Here is a 16,828-nt window from a genome sequence, read left to right as displayed (position 1 = left end):
GAGCATCGCAGCCTGGGGTTAACGATTCCTCGCCACCGGCAGGAGGGCGTTCACGATAATGCTCAATCCGCGGCTACGCGGCCCGCGGCTTCAGCATTCGTTGGCAAAGCAGACCCTAGAGTGTCGGCCATGCAGGACGACGAACGCCACCCCGGACCGGAGAGCCGCGCATGGGTGCGGCGGCGCACCCGGCTGCGTCCGGTCAAGCTCGCGAGCCTCGACCGGCGGTTTCTCGACGACGGCATGGCCTTCGACATGTCGCAGGGCGGCGCCCGCATACGGCACTACGCGCCGTGCCCCCTGCCCGGCCGCATCATGATCCTCGACGAGGCCGACGGCCGCCTTCGCCCGGCGGCGATCGTCTGGACGCGCGGGCTGGATATCGGTGTCCGCTTCCTGGGCCCCGAACGCCCGGCCAGCCGTGCCGATCTGCGACGGCTCACCGGGCGGTACTACGCCGTCTGAAGACAGACCGGCGATCGGTCGGAACGGCGACGGAACGAGGGATCTGGCGGTCGCGCACCAGCCATCCGGCTTTGATGAGCCTGCCGTCGCTGCGCTCAGTGCCCCGGCTTTGGCGCCGGCGAAGCCTGCTGTCCGGAGCCCCGGGTTTCGCCCTTCGGGATGTAGTCGAACTGCTCGACCAGGACCTCGTGGACGACCTTCTGGCCGTAGCGCTTGTTGACGTCTTCCTTGATGCCGTCGGTGAGGCTCTTCAGGTCGTAGCGCTCGGGACGGTCGAAGTCGAAGTTCTTGGTCGAGTAGAGCCGCCGGAACACCTCGTCGAGGATGAACGGATCCGGCGGCACCTTCAGCTCGCTCGCCGTCTTGCCGTCGATCGTGTAGACGAAGCGCGCCAGGATGTAGCCCTGAATCTTCTCGTGCGCGATCATCGGAATCGTGATCGAATCCGTGCTCTTGTAGTCGAGGCCATGGAAGTAGTCCGGGTCCTTCGGCTTCACCCCGGCTTCGGCGGCGGGCGAGAACATCGACGCCATCACATAGCTCGAGCCGAGCGCGACGGCGCAGACCCACAGACCGATGGCGAGGAGCTTGATCACTTCGCGAGGCTCTTGCGGCGGATCTGCGCGCTATAGGTGCCGTCCGAATCAGCCTCGGTGATCGAGCGGGCGATCAGCGAGGCGATCTCGTGGCTCGCCTGGATGTGCAGGCCGAGCACGCGCTGATTTTCCTCGACGCACTTCCTCAGCCCTTCCAGCCGTACCCTGAGGGTCGGATCGGGGTCGGAAAGGCCGCGCGCCAGCCGCGTGAACTCCAGGAGGCTCTGGTTCTTCCGGGTCGTGATCTCGGCGAGATTGATGGCGTTGCCGGAGCGCAGCGCCTCGACTTCCGCGGTGAGGATCGCTTCCAGCCGGTCGACGGCTTTTTCGATGGGCAGGGTCATTCTATCCGGGTATCCTTCCTATTCGCCGGCAGGCGTCTTCAGCGTGGCGGCACGGGTGAAGTCGGCCCGCGCCAGCATGGTCTTGAGCCCGTCCGCGCCGCCGCCGGCGGCATTCTTGGCGGAGCCCGCCACCTTGTCCTTCTTCGCGATGGCGGCGGCGATGCCGATCCCGCCATTCTTGGCGATCTCGTCGCCGATCTGTTCGGCCAGCATGGACTTCCAGATCGAGCCGGCCGTGCCCTTGCCGAAGAACTCGGACGCGTCGGACGGCAGCATCGATTCCACGAAGCTGCGCAGGACGAAGCCCTCGAACTGTTCGAGCGGCGAGGCCTTCTGCGAGACATGCTTGACGAGCGGCTGAAGCTGGGGCTCGAACGGCTGCTCCGGCGCCTGCGCCGCGGCATCGCCCGACAGGCTGGAGAGCGTCGCGGCGAAGTCGGTGTCCGCCTTGGCCGCGGCCTGCGTCTTCGCGGCGCCGTCGGTCAGCGCCGGCATCAGCGCAAGCATCGCATTGGGCGAGATCGACGAAACGGTCATGGCTCTGGCGGCGGTTCGGGATTGGGCGGCATGGCCCCTGGCGAGAGTTCTAGAAGAGCCGGCTTATTCGAAGCTTGACCCGTTGCGGGCGAGGAAGGATTCGATGCTGGAATCGAGGTCTTTCGCCTCGCCCTCGGCCTTGGCCGTCAGCTTCGCCTTGTCGCGGACCTTCTCGACACCCTTTTCGACCCGGCGCACCGCGAGCAGCCGATCCTCGGCCGCCACCTTGCGCTCGTGGATCGCCCGGCGCTCGAGGTCGTTGCGCCGAAGCGTGCGGACCTTGGTGTCCATGAACAGTCCCTGCAGCTTCGAGGTCTCGCCGAGGCTGGCGATCAGTTCGGCGTCGCTGCGGTCGAGCGCGTCGCGCTCCTCGCGCATCTGGCCGATCCGCCACTCCTCGAGCAGCCGCTTCTGCGCCTGGACCTTGAGGATGCGGTTCAGCCGGCGCACGCGTTCGCTCTTGTCGCTCATCCGCGAAACACCCATTGCTGGAAGTTGTTCATGAACATGATCAGGAAGTCCCCGATCGAATAGCCGAAGAGCACGATGCCGCCGGCCAGGACGAAGGGAAGCGAGATGAAGTAGATCGGGATCGTCGGCGTCAGCTTGTTGGCGAGGCCGATGGCGAAGTTGACGATCACCGCGTAGAGGATGAACGGGCTCGACAGGCGCAGGCAGAGGTGGAACGCCTGGTCGAGATTGTCGACGATGTTCCGCAGGTCGCCGCGCGCGGCAAATCCGGCAGCCGGCGGCATCGCGTTGTAGGAGGCGACGAGCGCGCGCGCGATCTCGGCATGCAGGTTGAGGACGAAGATCAGCGTCGTCGCCGTCATGGTAATCAGCGAGGAGATCGCCGGCGCAGCCTCGCGATCCTCGATCGGAACGCCCAGCGCCTGGCCCATGCCGATCGAGTTGGCGACAACATGGCCGGCGAATTCCAGCGCGATCATGAAGCTTCGCCCGAGCAGGCCGATGAACAGCCCGTTGAGGAGCTCGGTCACCATCAGCTGCAGGCGGATGTTGTCGTTGTCGGCCCGCACCAGCGGCTCGACGATCGGCATCAGCGTCGGCGACAGGGCCAGCGAGATGGCGAGCGCCAGGAACAGGCGGATCTGCGTCGGGATGCGGCTGGACGAGACGCCGGGCAGGAGCAGCAGGCAGCTGCCGATCCGGCAGAAGATCACGAAGATCCCGAGGACGACGTCCGGCAGGTCGGTGATCACGAGATCGAGCCGATCGGCCGGATGTCGACGCCACGCGCGATCTCGACATGGCTGAGGACCGGCAGGTTGACGAAGATCCGCTCGATCATCATCCGGACATAGGGCCTGGCGTCCGGCGCCGAGACGAGCACGAACATCTCGCCCTGGTCCATCTTCTCGCGAATGACCCTGGTGGCCTCGGTGGCGAACTGCTCGACCAGGCGCGGGTCGATGTCGAACTCGACGACGTCGCCCTTGGCATCGCGCTTCAGGGCCTGGTGGAAGGCGAGATCCCACTGATTGCCGAGCCTGAGGACGTTCAGCTTGCCGTCGTGCAGGAGGTCGCCGCAGATCTGCTGCGCCATGCGCATGCGCACATGCTCGACGATTTGCTCGGAGCGGCGCACATGCGGCGCGATCTCGGCGATCGCCTCGAGGATGAGGCTCAGATTGCGCACCGAGACGCGCTCGGCGAGCAGCAGCTTCAGCACCGCCTGCAAGCCCGAATAGGACATGTGCGTCGGGATGATCTCGTCGATCAGCCGCTTGTATTCCGGCTCCAGCCGGTCGAGCAGCGCCCGCATGTCCTTGTAGGACAGGAGCTGGGCCAGGTTGTTGCGGATCACCTCGGAGAGATGGGTGAGGACGATCGACAGCGTGTCGATCGGCTCGAAGCCCTGGCGCTTCAGTTCCGAGGAGAAGGTCTCCGACACCCAGGCGGCGCGCATGCCGAAGGCCGGTTCCTTGGTGACGTCGTGCGGCACGTCCGGCGCCGGCGCATCGCCGAGGACGATCATCAGTTCGCCGAGGCGCAGCTGCTGCGTCGCGAGGGCCGTGCCGTGGATCTTGATCTCGTAGGACTTGGTGTCGATCGACAGATCGTCCGACAGCTTGATCTCCGGCACGACGAAGCCGTAGCGCGAGGCAAAGCGCCGGCGCATCTTCTGGACGCGCAGGGCCAGTTCGTCCCGCTGCAGGAGGAGATGCGCCGAGGTCTGCTTGCCGAGCACCAGCTCGATCTCGACGATCTTCAGCGACTCCTTCACCGAGTTCTTCTCGGCGGCGCGCGCGGTCTTCTGTTCCTCCGCCCGCGCAGCCTCGACGACCCGCAGCTCCTCTTCCCGCTTCTTCGGCACGAGGTACGCGACGGTGGCGAGGAGCCCGGCGATCAGGGTGAAGGGAATGAAGGGCAGGCCCGGCAGCAGCGCGAGCACGCCCATCAGCACCGAGGCGACCCAGAGGGCGCGCGGATAGTGGCCGAGCTGGGCGAGGACTGCCGACTGGGCCGCGCCGCGCGTACCGCCCTTGGAGACCAGGAGGCCGGCGGCGAGCGAGACGATCAGCGCCGGGATCTGCGAGACGAGACCGTCGCCGACCGACAGCTTGGTGAAGACGTCGGCGGCGCTCGCCGCGTCCATGCCGTGGCGGGTGATGCCGATGACGATGCCGCCGAAGACGTTGACGGCGGTGATGATCAGGCCGGCGACCGCGTCGCCGCGCACGAATTTCGAGGCGCCGTCCATCGAGCCGAAGAAGGAGCTCTCCTCTTCGAGCTCCTTGCGCCGGCGCTGCGATTCCTTCTCGTCGATGAGCCCGGCGGAAAGATCGGCGTCGATCGCCATCTGCTTGCCGGGGATGGCGTCGAGGGTGAAGCGCGCCCCGACCTCGGCGATACGCGTCGCACCCTTGGTGATCACCATGAAGTTGATGGTGATCAGGATGAGGAAGACGACGATGCCGATGACGAAGTCGCCGCCCATGACGAATTGCGAAAAGCCGCCGATGACGTGACCGGCCGCGTTCACGCCCTCGTTGCCGCGCGAGAGGATGACTCGCGTCGTCGCGATGTTGAGCGACAGCCGCAGCATGGTGGCGAGCAGGAGGATGGTCGGAAAGGCGGAGAATTCGAGCGGGCGCTGGATCCACAGCGCCACCATCAGGATCAGGACCGACAGCGAGATCGACAGCGCCAGGCCCATGTCGATCAGGAAGGACGGGATCGGGACGAAGAGCACCGTCAGGATGAAGACGACGGCGATCGCGAAGCCGATGTCGCGGTTGCTTTTCGGCGCCGCGGCGGGCCCCGATTTCAGCGCGTCGACAGCCATGGCGCATTCCCTGTTGCTGCAATCATTGCGGCGGCCGGCAGGCGACGCGTCGCGTCCCCCGGCGATGTTCAGGAAAGGTCCTCGCAAACGAAGATTGCTCAGGGCTGGCCTCGGCCGCGGAACGGCGGAACCGGCGGCCCGCCGACCGCGCGGCCGTTAGCCGGCAAGAGCTTGGCGATCCATGCAATCTTCGGCGAACCCACTGCCGGGCGGAGAACTTGCAGAGACAGAGCCGGGTCGCCCGGCCGTCAGGACGCTCCGAACCGCAGCGCCCCGAAAAAGTTCAATCGACGCAAGAGGGAGTGGATTTGCCATGAACGCAAACCGCATCGCGGCCTCGACGGCCCTCGCCGTGGTCCTCGCCGCAGGATCGGCCTACGCCCAGCAGGCTCGGCAGACGCAAGGCACCCAGGGCACGCGCACAGGCACGGGCACGGGCACGAATGTGAGCAGCCAACGGATCACCCAGGAACAGGCCCGCTATCGTGGCACCGAGATCTACATCAGCCCCGCCGGCACCCGGCAGATCCAGCAGGCGCTGAACCAGAAGGGCTACAATGTCGGCGCCGTCAACGGCGTCTGGGGCAAGGGCTCGGCACGGGCCGCGGCCAACTTCATGCAGGCCCAGGGTCTCGCCCCGAGCGGCAGCGTGACCGTCTCGCTCGTCCGCTCGCTCGGTCTCGGCAACCTCCTCGGCGGAGGCGCAGGCGCCGGAACGCAGGGCGCGGGCCAGTCGACCAATCAGCGGATCGCACAGGAAAGCGCGGCGCAGAACGGCGGTGCGCCGCTCACCATCAGTCCGGCCGGGGTGCGCGTCGTCCAGCAGGCGCTGAACCAGATGGGCTACAATGTCGGCGGCGTGACCGGCCGATGGACGCAGCAGACGTCGCAGGCGGCGGCGAATTTTGAGCAGGCTCGCGGGCTGGAGCCGGTCGGCCTGCTCGATGTCAGCCTCATCCAGACACTCGGGATCGGGAACCAGGTCTATGCCGGCGGCAACGCCGGGAGCCGGACGGGAGCCGGCGGCGTGTCCGGCGGAGCGACAGCCGCAGGCGGGGCATCGCAGGGCAACGCGGCGGGGCGAACGGCGCCATCGAACCGGCGGGGAGCAGCCGGCGGCACCGCGGCCGGCGGCCAGTCCGGCAGCAGCAATCAGCGCCTCTCCCAGGAAAAGGCCATCTCCGGAACGCAGCTCTATCTGAGCCCCGCGGGCGTGCGGGTGCTGGCTCAGGCGCTCAACCAGGCCGGCTATTCCGCGGGTCCGGTCAGCGGACAGTGGAGCAAGCAGGCCAGACAGGCTGTGCTCAACTACCAGCAGGCGCACGGGCTGGAGCCGACCGGGCGGCTGACGACCGCCTTCCTGTCCGCGATCGGGCTGAACACCTGGCTTCCCGGCGCGGGCACCGGCCGGTCGACCGCGCGGACGGGCGGAAGCGGACTTCAGCAGACGAACGGCGTCGGCAATGGCGTCGGGGCACAGGCCGGAGCCGGAAACCTCGGCAATGCCGGCGCCCGGACCGGGCTGGCGCAGGGGAGCCGCGCCGGCACGGCGCAGGGCGTCCAGGGCGTGCAGAACGGACAGGGCGTCGGGCAGGCCGCGGCCGCAGGCAAGGCCGGCGGAACAACGCGAGCGCGAGGCACCGCGTCCCGCAATGCGGGCCGGCAGGCCGGCAACGGCGCTGCAGCCGGCGGCACGCTCACCGGTTCCACCAACGCCAACGGCCAGGCCGGCGGCGCTTCAACCGGCGCGAACGGCCAAGCGGGCGTCGCGACCTCCGGGGCTGGAGGCACGGCAGGCACGGTGCGGATCCTGCCAAACGGTGGACAGGGGACCACGTCCGGTCAGACCGGCAGCGCCTCCGCGGCGACCCGCTGAGCCACGGGCTGCCAGAAAGAGAGCGGGCAGAGGTCGGTGACGGCCCCTGCCCGTTTCATGCCGGCCTCAGATCGGAGGCGATGAAGATGGCGGGCGGTTCACCCTTCGGTGTGCGCTTCCATGACGATGTCGGCAGCGAACGAAGCCGGCGCGGCCGCTTACCGACGCTCGGCCGTCACTTGAAGCCGTGTTCGATGCGCGAATAGGACTGCTGGGTGAAGGAATAGACCTCCTGCCCCGTGAAGGATGCGGTCAGGGCGATGACGACGAAGATGCCGAGAATCTTCGGCACGAAGGTGAGCGTCACCTCCTGGATCTGCGTCAGCGCCTGGAACAGCGCGATGAGGATGCCGATCAGCATCGCGACGGCGACCGCCGGCCCGCAGGCGAGCACGATGGTCCAGACCGCCGAGCGGACGATCTCGATGGCTTCGGCCTGGTTCATGCCGGTTACTCCACTGTGGTTCCGGATGCCGCGAGCGATAGCGTCCGGCCATCCGTGAGGACCGCCTGGACGCCGCCGTCGGCGATGCGCAGCGCCGCGACCTTGCCGGAGACCGAACCGTCGGCCGAGGTCGCGGTACGGCCGATGATCTGGTCCGCCTGGGTCAGCGCCGTGACGTTCATCATCGAATCGAGCTTGGTGTTGGTCTGCACGGCCTGCTCGACCGAGGAGAAGCTGGCGAGCTGCGAGACGAACTGGGTCGAATCCGTCGGGTTCAGCGGATCCTGGTTCTTCATCTGCGCGACGAGCAGCGTCAGGAACGCGTTGTAGTCGAGCGTGCTCGCCTTCTTGGTCGCCGCGGCCGTGCCGGCGGCGGCGTTCGAGCCGGTCGTGGTTCCGGAAACGCTGCTCAGGGTCATCGCTGTCAGGCTCCGGCTGCGAGCCGCACTACCTGGCGCGGCAGTTGGGGGGATGCGGCGGACTTGCTCGTGCGCCCCTCGAGGATGTCGTCCTCGATCGGGATCAGCGTGCGCAGGCGCTTCAGCGCCTCGAAGCTGCGGTTTCGCTCCACCAGACCTTCGATGTCCAGAAGACCATCGAGGACGTCCCGGTTGCTGTAGCTCTTCAGCATCGTCGGCAGCGTCTCGGCAAACAGCTTTCGGGCCGCCTCGGCGCTGTCGGGATCCATCAGGATCATCTGGATGATGAAGTAGAGCTGGCGCAGCGGCGTCGTAGCCTGCTCCGCCTGCAGGACGTGGCTTTCCAGGAGGAACGTCACGTCGTTGAGAAATTCCAGCGTCGTCTTGCGGTCCACCTTCAGGACCGCGCCGTTCACGAAGATTCGCTCCCCGGCCCGAAGGGAGATGCGGAGCGTCGCCATGGTCAATTCAATCCGTCGCGGATGAGTGTGGTGATCTCGATAATGCCGGCGAAGTTCTGCGAACGGCCGAGCCGGATCGCTTCGGCTTCGCGCATGATCCACAGGCCGATCGAGATCAGCTCGGCGCGCAGCGCCTCCGGCAGCCCGTTCTCGGCGCTCGCCAAATCCTCGACGAGGATCGCCCAGAGGCTCCGCGTGGTGTAGATCGCCTCGATCGCATCGCGTGAGCGGGGGCCATTTTCTTCCGCCTTGCGCAGAAGTTCGATCGAGTGATCGAGAGCGCGCCGCTCGCGCTCGCGTGCATCGACTTCAACGTCCCGGGCGACTTCCGCATAAGAGAACTGGTACATTCCTACCCCTTGATCATCGCCCGGACGACGCCTCGTCGTCATGTCCGGGCTTTGCGAAGCTTGATATTGGCCGGTCGATCTTGCCGAGACCTGACGTCCGGGGCGGCCGACCGATGAATTGTTCAGAACGGCGCGCCGTCGACCGCGCGCATCTTCCGCGGCAGCGGAAGGGCCCGGCCGAGGCCGGTTCCCGCCCGCATGGATTCGGCGCGAGCGCTGCGGCGACACCTTGCGCAAGGCGCAGCGCCCTCGCAGCAGCCGCCCACGGCGAGCCGAAGGCAGCCGCAGGAGAGCTTGGCCGAACGCAGCGGCCTGCGCTTGAACGACATGGCGTCGGCGGCTCCTTCCGTCTTCGTCATCGTCATCTGTCCCTCCGGTCCGCCCGCATCATGCAAAACGTGAGATCCATCCCCTGCCTGAAACCCCGGGCTTGATGGCTCTTCACGCGTCTCCGCCGAGCTTTCGCTGCCTGTGGCTTGGCCGGATCCGCTGCTCGCCGGCATCTGCGTCGGTGGCTTCGTCAGGCGCTCCGGGCCGCACAATGGCCGTCGGCCTACCGCGTGCCTTACGAGATGTAGTTCAGGATGCTCAGCTTCGAGATCCTCGCCGTCAGCGAGTAGGATGCTTCCAGGAGGTTGGTGAGATTGGTCACGCGCGTCGAAGCCTCGTAGGGATCGACCTCCTCCATCGACGAGATCGACAGCGTCAGCACGTTGCTCCGGCTCTTCAGCTGCGCGTCGGTCGCGTCGAGCCGCTGCTGGCTTCCGCCGATCTGCGCCTGAAGCGTGGTCATCTGCGACAGGCCCTGGCTCAGGCTCTGCGTCGCCCGGTTCGAGAGAAGCTGGCGGGCCGAGTCGCTCATCCCGCTGGAGTTGAGGCTCGACATCATCACGTAAGCCTTGGCGATGTTGCGGAAGGCCTCGTCGTTCGCGGAGTAGCTGGTGTTGATGGTCTCGGAATCGCTGATCTTGTTATAGACGGGCGTGTCGTCCGCATTGGACCAGTTGGCGGTCCAGTTCGAACCGGAGAAGAGGTTCGCGAAGTCGCCGTTGAGGAAGCTGTCGAGCTGGCTGTCGGTCATCTGCGACATGTCGCTGATGCCGTTGGTCGTCATGAAGTTCGACAGCGCCGACGCGACGCTGCTCTGTGCGCCGGAGCCGACGAAGTCGCTGAACTTGAGCGTCTGCTGGTCGCTGGCGGCGCCCGAAAACAGGAACCGGGTCCCCGACGACGTGTTCAGCGCGCCGACCATCTGCTGCAGGCTGGACATGGCCTGCTGCTCGGTCGCCGCGGTGCCGGTATCGCTGGTTCCGTTGGCGATCAGCGAGGACAAAAGCGTGTTGCCCGTGTCGGCGATCGACTGCAGCGAGGTCTGCATGATGTCGAAGCGTTGCGTGAGCACCGAGTTGGCGTCGCGCTGCTTGTCGACGATCGTCTGCTGCGAGCGCAGCGAGACCGTCTGGCTGGTCCGGCCGCCGAGCGACAGCCCGACATCGTCGAGACGCCCGGTCGTCACTTCCTTCTGCAGGGAGGTCAGCTCGTCCTGGATCTTGAAGACGGCGGTGCGCGGCGCGCTCAGAAGCGAATAGTTTGAGACGAGAAAATTCGACATCTGTCCCTCGATCAGCGGATGTTGAGAAGCGAATCGACCATGTTGCCGATCGTCGAGATGATCTTGCTCGAGGCCTGATAGGAGCGCTCGAGGTCGAGGAGATTGGTCATCTCCTCGTCGAGGTTGACGCCGGTCTTGTCGGACAAGGCCGACTTCGTGCCGGAGAGGAGCGTCGACTGGTAGTCGATGTCGTCCTTGGCCGCCGAGCGCTGAGCCTGCAGCCAGGCGGTCGACGATCCGGCATAGCTGATGATCGAGCCCTGCGAGCCGGCCCCGAGCGAGCCGTCGAACGACCTCTGGGTCGAAAAGGCGGAGATCAGCTGGTTGAGGCGGCCGGTGAAGCCACTGGAGTTGGTGGTGTTGTAGTCGACGGTCTGCCCGTCGCGCAGGAGCGTCGGGTCGTTGTCGAAGGCCGGATCGACGCTGATCGAGCCGGCCGCGCCCACCGTCGAGCCCAAGGCGACATTGAACAATCCCTGGAACTTCTGGATCGGGGAGGCAGAGGTACCGGTCGCCGGGTCAAAGCTACCGGTCTGAGCGTTATAAGTACCGCTCTCTGAAAAGTCGTCGACGAGCGTCGATGCGATCTGGTCGAGCTGTCCCTGGTATGTGACCGCAGTCTCGTCGCGGAAGGTCAAGAGGCCGTAGACGCTGCCGCTCTTGATCGGCATCGCGGAATTGGCTCCCGAGACGCTGACCCCGTCGATCTTGAACGGACTGCCGGTCACCGTCGCGTCGTACGCCGTCTGGGGCGTGAACTCGACCGAGCGTGCGGTGGTCTCGAATAGCGTGATGCCGGAGTCGGTGGTCAGCACCATGTCGTTGCCGCTGCGGACCTGGACGTTCACGCCGACATAGCCGGACAGCTTCGTCACCAGCTGATCGCGCTGGTCGACGAGGTCGGTTACGTCGCTTCCGGTCGCCGTTCCCTTCACGATCCCGTCGTTGAGCGCCTGGAACTGCGACAGGATGTCGTTCATGTCGGAGGCGGCCGCCGTCAGCTGGTCGTCGGCGTCCTTGCGGGCGCTCTGGACCGCCTTGGTCGCATTGTTGAGGCTGTTGACGACGTCCTTGGCCGCGTCGATCGCGGCACGTGCCGTCTGCGGGTCCTCCGGCGAGACGGCATATTGCGACAGCGCCGCCTGCAGCGCCGTCAGGGTGTTGGAGGGCGTGGTGGTCGCGTCCACGTCACCGACGACATTCTGGATGCTGGTGAGGGAGTCCGACATGGCGTTTGCCGCGGCGAGGCCGCCGGTGGCCGACGTCATCGACTGGAACAGCGCGTGGTTCTGCGACTGGGCGATCGACACGACCTGGACGCCGCCGGCGGCACCCGCCGACAGATTGGCGTATTTGCGTGTCGCTGCCGTGTTCTGCGCATTTCCGATATTGCGCGACACCAGCGCCGTCTGGGCCGACACGGTCGCCAGCGAGGATCTTGCGTTGGAAAGCGCCGAGAGCAGCGACATGGCGTGGGGGTTCCCTCACAAAGGCGAAGCGCGACGGCTCAGCGCTTCAGATTGATGATGACGTCGAGAATTTCCGAGCCGGTCTGGAAGACCTTCGAGTTGGCGCCGTAGGAGCGCTGCGACTGGATCATGTCGGTGAGCTCGGTGGAGAGGTCGACGTTCGACTGTTCCAGCGCGTTCGACTGGAGCGCGCCGAAGCCGTTCACGCCGGGCACGCCGATCTCGGGCGTGCCGGAGGCGAGGCTCGCCGAATAGACGTTGCCGACGCCCGCGGTGAGTTGGTCCGGGGCGGAGAAGCGCGCGAGATTGAGCTGGAAGAGCGGGATGCTGTTGCCGGTGTTCATCACACCGTTGACCACGCCCTGGTCGCTGATCTCGAAGTCGCTGATATAGCCGGCGGGGTTGCCGTCGGCGGTGAGCTTGGCGGAGAAATCGGAGTCGTATTGCGTGAGGGACGAGAAGTCGACGTCGACGCTGCTGCCGTCCGCCAAGGCGATCGCTTGTTTCCCGAGACCAGACGTCTCCTTGCCCGTCACGGGATTGAACGTGGCGGTGAACTCTTCGTGCACGCCGGTGTCTCCGGTCGCCACGTTGGTATAGGGAAAGCCGCCATTGGTCGACTGAGCCTGATCGAAGATCGAAATCTTCCAGGTGTCGTCCGTCGCAGGCGAAGCGGTAGCGTCGCCATCCGCGGTCTTGGTCAGGTAGACGTCGAGCGTCCGCGCCTCGCCGAGCTGATTGTAGACGACGACCGATGTCTTCTTGGTGTATGCCGCCCCGGCCGCCGAAGTCGCGGTCGGAGCCGCACTGACGACCTCCGACGATGCCGGAAGCTGGAGCGAGAAATCCGCGGACTTCGTCTGCGTCGGAGCGATCAGCTTGCCGACCGGGAGTTCGATCGCGCCGGCGCTGCCGTCGGTCAGCGACGTACCGGTCAGCCGATAGCCGGCCGAGTTGACGAGATAGGTCGTCTCCGTCCCGCCATTGTTCTGGGTCTTCTCGACGAATGAACCGGCACGCGTGTAGTAGTCGCGGCCGCTGCCGTCCTGGACGACGAAGAAGCCGTCGCCCTGGATCGCGACGTCCGTTGCCGACGACGTCGTGGCGGTGGTGCCGGCCTGGCTGATCGTCTTCCGGATATGGGTGCTGACGGAACCGGAATTGTATTGGCCGCCCGACTGCGGAAGGATCAGCGAGGAGAACTCCGTCTCGCTGCGCTTGTATCCCTCGGTGTCGGCATTGCCGATGTTGTCGGAGATGGCCGACAGGCGGTTCGCCTGCGCGTTCATTCCGGAGACGCTCGTTCGAAAGACGCCGTTAATGCTCATGGCCTGGTGCTCCGTGCCGTCCATACGGCCGCAGCAATAGGCACGGAAGCTTGTCTCTAGCTGTCGGATCGCCCCCGCGTGGAAGTAATCGCCTGCAAACGCGAACGCCCCGCATGATGTTCATGCGAGGCGCTCTTTGTTAGTACTTAATTAAGGAAGTTTCTTTACTCTACCCCGATGCCGTATCCGAGATATCGCTTGGAGGAGACCGGATCGTAGCCGAGCCGCATCTTCAGCTTCTTGCGCAGCTTGGAGATGTGGCTCTCGATGACGTTCTCTTCGACGTTCTCGTCGAAGATGCCGTAGATGGCGTTGAAGAGCTGCTGCTTGGAGACGCGCCGGCCGCGATTGGCCACCAGATATTCCAGGATGCGGCGCTCGCGCCGCGGCAGAGCCATCGGCTTGCCGGCGACCTCGGCGTCGCGGCCGTCCTGAAAGACGGCGATCTCGCCGACGACGGTCTGGGCCGCCTCGCTGGCCTCACGCCGGCGGATGGCGCCCACCCGGGCGAGGATTTCCTTCACATGCACGGGCTTGGCGACGACGTCGTCGACGCCGGCCGCGAAGAGGTCGAGCGTGCCGTCGAGGTTGCGGCTTTCGGAGAGCGCGATCAGCGGCGCCTTCGAACGGGCGCGGATCAGCCGCGGCGAGACCGCGCGGTCGTCGAAATCGCCGAGCAGGAACGCCTCGACCGCCGAAAGATCGGCATCCGGCGCCGTCTCGACCCAGTCGCGGAATTCCTCGGCACCGAAGCCCGCCGCCGACACGCCTTCACGTGCGAACAGAGACTGGTAGCCGCTCGTCACAAGCTCACGATTATCAACCACTACGATCATTTTACCCCTCCAAGGCCGCCGCCGCGCTGTTGGTAAACAAGAGGTAACCTGACGCGAGTCTTGCGCCTATCCCAAGATTTAGTGGTTCGTTAACCCTCCCTTGCGGCTTTTCGCTAACACACTGATCTTTAACGAAATATTTTTGGTTAACGAAGTCTTAACGGGCGCGGTGACGCCCGCTTGGCCCGTCTGCCGGTCCGCAGAAGGCAGGGCCTGAACCCGCCCCCCGCAAAGCGCATCAGACATAGACCGACGGATCGAGATCCGAGCGCCGGCGGCTCGGCTCGACCCGCTCCGGCGAAACCGCTCCGCCGCCGGCCGGCGCGCGCCGGCCGTCACCGCCGCGCGATCCGCCCTGGCCGCTCTGGGCGGACCAGTTCTGGCCGGCCGAAGCGCCGGCGTCGTTGCGCTGGGCTCCGCCGCCGGCGCCCCCGTTCGGCTGCGGCATGGGAGCCGCCGAATTCTGCCGGGCTGCATTCGGGTCGCGGATCCCGATGCTGATCGCGGCGTCGTCGAGCGAGAACCCTGCCTTGCCGAGCAGCTTCTTCAGGCCCTCGGTGTCGTCCTTCAGCTTTAGGACGGTGTCCGGCTCGCTCGCTTCGAGATGCACCTGGAGATGCCCCTCGACCAGCCGCATCGTCACGTCCACCTTGCCGAACTGCTCCGGCTGCAGCTGGATCTGGATCGTCTTCAGCGCCGCGCCGCCCGCCCGCAGCCGCGTGCGATCCTCGGCCGCGGCCTGGGCGCTGCCCGGCGGAACGAGATGCGGGAGCACCTGCGTCACGGCGCTCGCGACCTGGCGCGTCGGCGATCCGGCCGCCGCGAGCGTCGCGGCGCTGGATCCGCCGAGCACTGCCGCGCGATTGTCCGTCCGGACATCGGCGTCGTTGCCGAGCGCGTCCGTCTTCGGGTCGTCCGCCACCTGCAGGTCGTCCGCGGCCGCCCTTCGTTCCGCCGAGCGGCTGCCAGGATCGCGGTCGGAAGTCGGAACGGCGGCCATGGCCATCGCCGCCGAGGGCACGCTCGTCACGACCTGCCCGGTCCCGGCCGACTGGGACGCAGAACGGTCGGCATCCGAACCGCGCACAGCGGAAGCCGATCCGCGCCGGGCCGACGGGACGTGCGACGGCGTCAGGGTCTGCGCCCCGGATATCGCACCGTTCGCGCCCATTGGCTGCGGCAGGGTTGCCCCCTTCTGCGAAGAGGGCGTTCCGCCGACGTTCGGGATCGGCGCTGGCTGCCGTCCGCCATGGTCGGCGTTGCCGGCGCCGGCGAGCTGGCCCGCAAGTGCATTCGCCGGCCCCTGCCCCGGGCTGCGCGAGACGGTGGCGCGTGCGGTTTCGGCCGAAGCGGCATCGGGACGCGTCACGCGTCGTCCCGCCGGCTCGAAGTCGGTGCGCATGCTGACGAAGTCGGCACGGGCCGCAATCGCGCTCTGCGGCCCGGCGTCGCCCCCGATCCCGCGCACGAAGCGCGACACGCTGGATGCAGCGGCCGCGCCCGTCGCAAGACTGCCGATGGTCGCCTCCGCGGCGCCTCTGCCGACGGCGGGAAAAGCCGGCATCGAGCTGCCGTCATGCGGGCCGGCGGATCCTGCGTGATCGATCGCAGCGGAGACGCCGTCCGCCTTGCCCGGTGACGCGGTGTCGGCCATTCCCTTGGAAAGGTGATCGTCCTGCGATGTCGCCGCGGGCGCCGTTGCGTTGACACCCTGGACCCCGGCGAAGGCGGGCTGCGGCTGCACCGCAGCGGCCGCTCCGGACAGGAGCGCCAGCTGAACGGCATCCGCGTCCGGCTGCGCGTCGGCGATCGTCGCATAGTCCGCCTTGGAAGACACCGCGGACGCCGGTCCCGATCCCGGTTCGACTGTCCCTTTCGATATCCGGCCCGTCATCCCCATCGCCGTCGCCGCCGAGGCGGTCGTCCGATGCGGCCTGCCATCGTCGCCGTGTGCGTCCGGCGCCTGCTGCGAAGTCGCATCAGCGGGAACGTTTTTGCCGTCCTCCGCGCCTGCCCGCTGCCGCTCGTCGATCCGGCCGCCGTCGTGCAGCCGCTCTCCGACATCCGCCAGAAGGCTTGCCAGCGCGCTCATCGACGCGCGCATCCGGTCGACCGGCGCCGCCGTATCCTCATGCGCCGCCGCCTCGTCATTCGAAGCATGCTTGCCCGCCGGCTTGGACGGATCCGTCCTCGTCTCCGCCGCCGACGAGCTGGATGGTGTCCGCGTGGTGGCTTCGGAAGCCTCGCCGGCCGACTGCGCGATCAGCGCCTGGAAGCCACCGTCGTGCCCATTGGTCTTGGGGCCGCGATCGATCTGCCGCCTGGACCGCAAGGGCCAGTCCTGGATGTCGGCTGCTGACACTGTTCTCTGCGGGTTCACGCCATCACTCTCCTGCGGCAGCGACGACACATCGCTCTCGCTGCCGGTCATGCTCGGAAAGGCTGACGCCGCTCCGTACGAACTGAATTGCGAACCGGATCTGCGCGGCGCAGCCGGTTCGTTACGCGACGAGGCCATCGTGCGGCTGTCCGCATCCGCGGGTTTCGATGGTCCTTCGCCTTGTCTGTCGTTCTGCCGTTCGATCCCGTGAGGCAGCATCGTTTTCATGGCTGAGGGTGCGACAACCACATCGGAACGTTCTGCCCGATCGGCCAGAACTGGCGATATACTGCTCGCAGCGGGAGCGCTGGCTCCTCCGCGACCCCGCCTTTCGCCACCCTGTGGGAGCCGCGCAGCCTCGTCCTGCTTCGCCGCCCGCCGCAGCAGGTCGGAAAAGCCG

At 66.7% G+C, this 16,828-nt stretch carries 19 protein-coding genes; 3 read left to right on the top strand and 16 right to left on the bottom strand.

The annotated features are described in order from the left end of the window. Positions 1-129 precede the first annotated feature (129 nt). A complete protein-coding gene (locus AB5S17_RS01380; RefSeq protein ID WP_369235365.1) occupies positions 130-465 on the top strand; it encodes a PilZ domain-containing protein in 336 nt (111 codons plus the stop codon). Between the two features lie 95 nt (positions 466-560). Here the strand turns inward: AB5S17_RS01380 and AB5S17_RS01375 are convergent, their stop codons facing one another. The 6 genes from AB5S17_RS01375 to flhA form a co-directional block, all read right to left on the bottom strand. After that, positions 561-1,061, bottom strand: coding sequence for a hypothetical protein (locus tag AB5S17_RS01375; protein ID WP_369235363.1), 501 nt, complete (start codon positions 1,059-1,061; stop codon positions 561-563). Then, positions 1,058-1,405 carry a hypothetical protein gene (locus AB5S17_RS01370; protein WP_369235361.1) on the bottom strand — a complete coding sequence of 116 codons (348 nt, stop codon included), beginning with the start codon at positions 1,403-1,405 and terminating at the stop codon, positions 1,058-1,060. The genes AB5S17_RS01375 and AB5S17_RS01370 overlap by 4 nt, the downstream gene beginning before the upstream one ends. Positions 1,406-1,423: 18 nt before the next feature. Then, on the bottom strand, positions 1,424-1,942 hold the full coding sequence (locus AB5S17_RS01365) for a rod-binding protein (RefSeq protein ID WP_369235359.1): 519 nt from the start codon (positions 1,940-1,942) through the stop codon (positions 1,424-1,426). A gap of 63 nt (positions 1,943-2,005) precedes the next feature. Then, complete coding sequence (locus tag AB5S17_RS01360) at positions 2,006-2,413, bottom strand: hypothetical protein (protein ID WP_369235357.1); 408 nt, start codon at positions 2,411-2,413, stop codon at positions 2,006-2,008. Next, complete coding sequence (locus tag AB5S17_RS01355; RefSeq protein WP_369235355.1) at positions 2,410-3,165, bottom strand: flagellar biosynthetic protein FliR; 756 nt, start codon at positions 3,163-3,165, stop codon at positions 2,410-2,412. The genes AB5S17_RS01360 and AB5S17_RS01355 overlap by 4 nt, the downstream gene beginning before the upstream one ends. Continuing rightward, on the bottom strand, positions 3,162-5,252 hold the full coding sequence (flhA, locus tag AB5S17_RS01350) for a flagellar biosynthesis protein FlhA (RefSeq protein WP_369235353.1): 2,091 nt from the start codon (positions 5,250-5,252) through the stop codon (positions 3,162-3,164). Before flhA ends, AB5S17_RS01355 begins: the two co-directional genes overlap by 4 nt. Before the next feature lie 313 nt (positions 5,253-5,565). Between flhA and AB5S17_RS01345 the strand changes: the two genes are divergently transcribed. After that, positions 5,566-7,128: a peptidoglycan-binding protein gene (locus AB5S17_RS01345; protein WP_369235351.1), complete on the top strand. Its 1,563-nt coding sequence runs from the start codon at positions 5,566-5,568 to the stop codon at positions 7,126-7,128. A 175-nt stretch (positions 7,129-7,303) separates the two neighbouring features. On the opposite strand, the gene fliQ is transcribed toward AB5S17_RS01345, so the two are convergent. The 10 genes from fliQ to AB5S17_RS01295 all read right to left on the bottom strand — a co-directional run bounded on the left by fliQ (position 7,304) and on the right by AB5S17_RS01295 (position 16,140). Then, a complete protein-coding gene (fliQ, locus tag AB5S17_RS01340) occupies positions 7,304-7,573 on the bottom strand; it encodes a flagellar biosynthesis protein FliQ (RefSeq protein WP_369235349.1) in 270 nt (89 codons plus the stop codon). A 5-nt stretch (positions 7,574-7,578) separates the two neighbouring features. Next, a complete protein-coding gene (gene flgD, locus AB5S17_RS01335; RefSeq protein WP_369235347.1) occupies positions 7,579-7,992 on the bottom strand; it encodes a flagellar hook assembly protein FlgD in 414 nt (137 codons plus the stop codon). Between the two features lie 5 nt (positions 7,993-7,997). Further along, the gene (gene flbT / locus AB5S17_RS01330; protein ID WP_369235345.1) at positions 7,998-8,453 is read right to left on the bottom strand and encodes a flagellar biosynthesis repressor FlbT; all 456 of its coding nucleotides are present in this window, start codon (positions 8,451-8,453) and stop codon (positions 7,998-8,000) included. A gap of 2 nt (positions 8,454-8,455) precedes the next feature. Then, a complete protein-coding gene (gene flaF / locus AB5S17_RS01325) occupies positions 8,456-8,803 on the bottom strand; it encodes a flagellar biosynthesis regulator FlaF (protein ID WP_369236102.1) in 348 nt (115 codons plus the stop codon). 122 nt (positions 8,804-8,925) lie between these two features. Continuing rightward, complete coding sequence (locus AB5S17_RS01320) at positions 8,926-9,168, bottom strand: hypothetical protein (RefSeq protein ID WP_369235343.1); 243 nt, start codon at positions 9,166-9,168, stop codon at positions 8,926-8,928. A gap of 200 nt (positions 9,169-9,368) precedes the next feature. Beyond that, the gene (locus AB5S17_RS01315) at positions 9,369-10,415 is read right to left on the bottom strand and encodes a flagellar hook-associated family protein (RefSeq protein ID WP_369235341.1); all 1,047 of its coding nucleotides are present in this window, start codon (positions 10,413-10,415) and stop codon (positions 9,369-9,371) included. An 11-nt stretch (positions 10,416-10,426) separates the two neighbouring features. After that, positions 10,427-11,884, bottom strand: coding sequence for a flagellar hook-associated protein FlgK (gene flgK, locus AB5S17_RS01310; protein ID WP_369235339.1), 1,458 nt, complete (start codon positions 11,882-11,884; stop codon positions 10,427-10,429). A 38-nt stretch (positions 11,885-11,922) separates the two neighbouring features. After that, entirely contained in the window at positions 11,923-13,212 is a 1,290-nt protein-coding gene (locus AB5S17_RS01305; RefSeq protein WP_369235337.1) for a flagellar hook protein FlgE, read from the bottom strand. Positions 13,213-13,376: 164 nt separating this feature from the next. After that, on the bottom strand, positions 13,377-14,048 hold the full coding sequence (locus tag AB5S17_RS01300; RefSeq protein ID WP_369235335.1) for a response regulator transcription factor: 672 nt from the start codon (positions 14,046-14,048) through the stop codon (positions 13,377-13,379). 238 nt (positions 14,049-14,286) lie between these two features. Next, positions 14,287-16,140, bottom strand: a complete 1,854-nt coding sequence (locus AB5S17_RS01295; RefSeq protein WP_369235333.1) for a flagellar hook-length control protein FliK — start codon at positions 16,138-16,140, stop codon at positions 14,287-14,289. An 82-nt stretch (positions 16,141-16,222) separates the two neighbouring features. Between AB5S17_RS01295 and AB5S17_RS01290 the strand changes: the two genes are divergently transcribed. After that, on the top strand, positions 16,223-16,639 hold the full coding sequence (locus AB5S17_RS01290; RefSeq protein ID WP_369235331.1) for a hypothetical protein: 417 nt from the start codon (positions 16,223-16,225) through the stop codon (positions 16,637-16,639). Positions 16,640-16,828 lie beyond the last annotated feature (189 nt).

The organism is Jiella sp. M17.18, from assembly GCF_041027365.1.
Taxonomy (GTDB): Bacteria; Pseudomonadota; Alphaproteobacteria; order Rhizobiales; family Rhizobiaceae; genus VKMB-3413.
Note: the sequence above shows the minus strand (reverse complement) of the source record. Positions and strands in the feature narration are given on the sequence as shown.

Coding starts and splice junctions, on each gene's coding strand:
- flgK (WP_369235339.1), bottom strand. CDS start 11,884: ATGTCGCTGCTCTCGGCGCTTTCCAACGCAAGATCCTCGCTGGCGACC.
- flaF (WP_369236102.1), bottom strand. CDS start 8,803: ATGTACCAGTTCTCTTATGCGGAAGTCGCCCGGGACGTTGAAGTCGAT.
- AB5S17_RS01295 (WP_369235333.1), bottom strand. CDS start 16,140: ATGAGCGCGCTGGCAAGCCTTCTGGCGGATGTCGGAGAGCGGCTGCAC.
- AB5S17_RS01345 (WP_369235351.1), top strand. CDS start 5,566: ATGAACGCAAACCGCATCGCGGCCTCGACGGCCCTCGCCGTGGTCCTC.
- AB5S17_RS01300 (WP_369235335.1), bottom strand. CDS start 14,048: ATGATCGTAGTGGTTGATAATCGTGAGCTTGTGACGAGCGGCTACCAG.
- AB5S17_RS01315 (WP_369235341.1), bottom strand. CDS start 10,415: ATGTCGAATTTTCTCGTCTCAAACTATTCGCTTCTGAGCGCGCCGCGC.
- AB5S17_RS01380 (WP_369235365.1), top strand. CDS start 130: ATGCAGGACGACGAACGCCACCCCGGACCGGAGAGCCGCGCATGGGTG.
- AB5S17_RS01370 (WP_369235361.1), bottom strand. CDS start 1,405: ATGACCCTGCCCATCGAAAAAGCCGTCGACCGGCTGGAAGCGATCCTC.
- flgD (WP_369235347.1), bottom strand. CDS start 7,992: ATGACCCTGAGCAGCGTTTCCGGAACCACGACCGGCTCGAACGCCGCC.
- AB5S17_RS01365 (WP_369235359.1), bottom strand. CDS start 1,942: ATGACCGTTTCGTCGATCTCGCCCAATGCGATGCTTGCGCTGATGCCG.
- AB5S17_RS01320 (WP_369235343.1), bottom strand. CDS start 9,168: ATGACGATGACGAAGACGGAAGGAGCCGCCGACGCCATGTCGTTCAAG.
- flbT (WP_369235345.1), bottom strand. CDS start 8,453: ATGGCGACGCTCCGCATCTCCCTTCGGGCCGGGGAGCGAATCTTCGTG.
- AB5S17_RS01305 (WP_369235337.1), bottom strand. CDS start 13,212: ATGAGCATTAACGGCGTCTTTCGAACGAGCGTCTCCGGAATGAACGCG.
- AB5S17_RS01360 (WP_369235357.1), bottom strand. CDS start 2,413: ATGAGCGACAAGAGCGAACGCGTGCGCCGGCTGAACCGCATCCTCAAG.
- fliQ (WP_369235349.1), bottom strand. CDS start 7,573: ATGAACCAGGCCGAAGCCATCGAGATCGTCCGCTCGGCGGTCTGGACC.
- flhA (WP_369235353.1), bottom strand. CDS start 5,252: ATGGCTGTCGACGCGCTGAAATCGGGGCCCGCCGCGGCGCCGAAAAGC.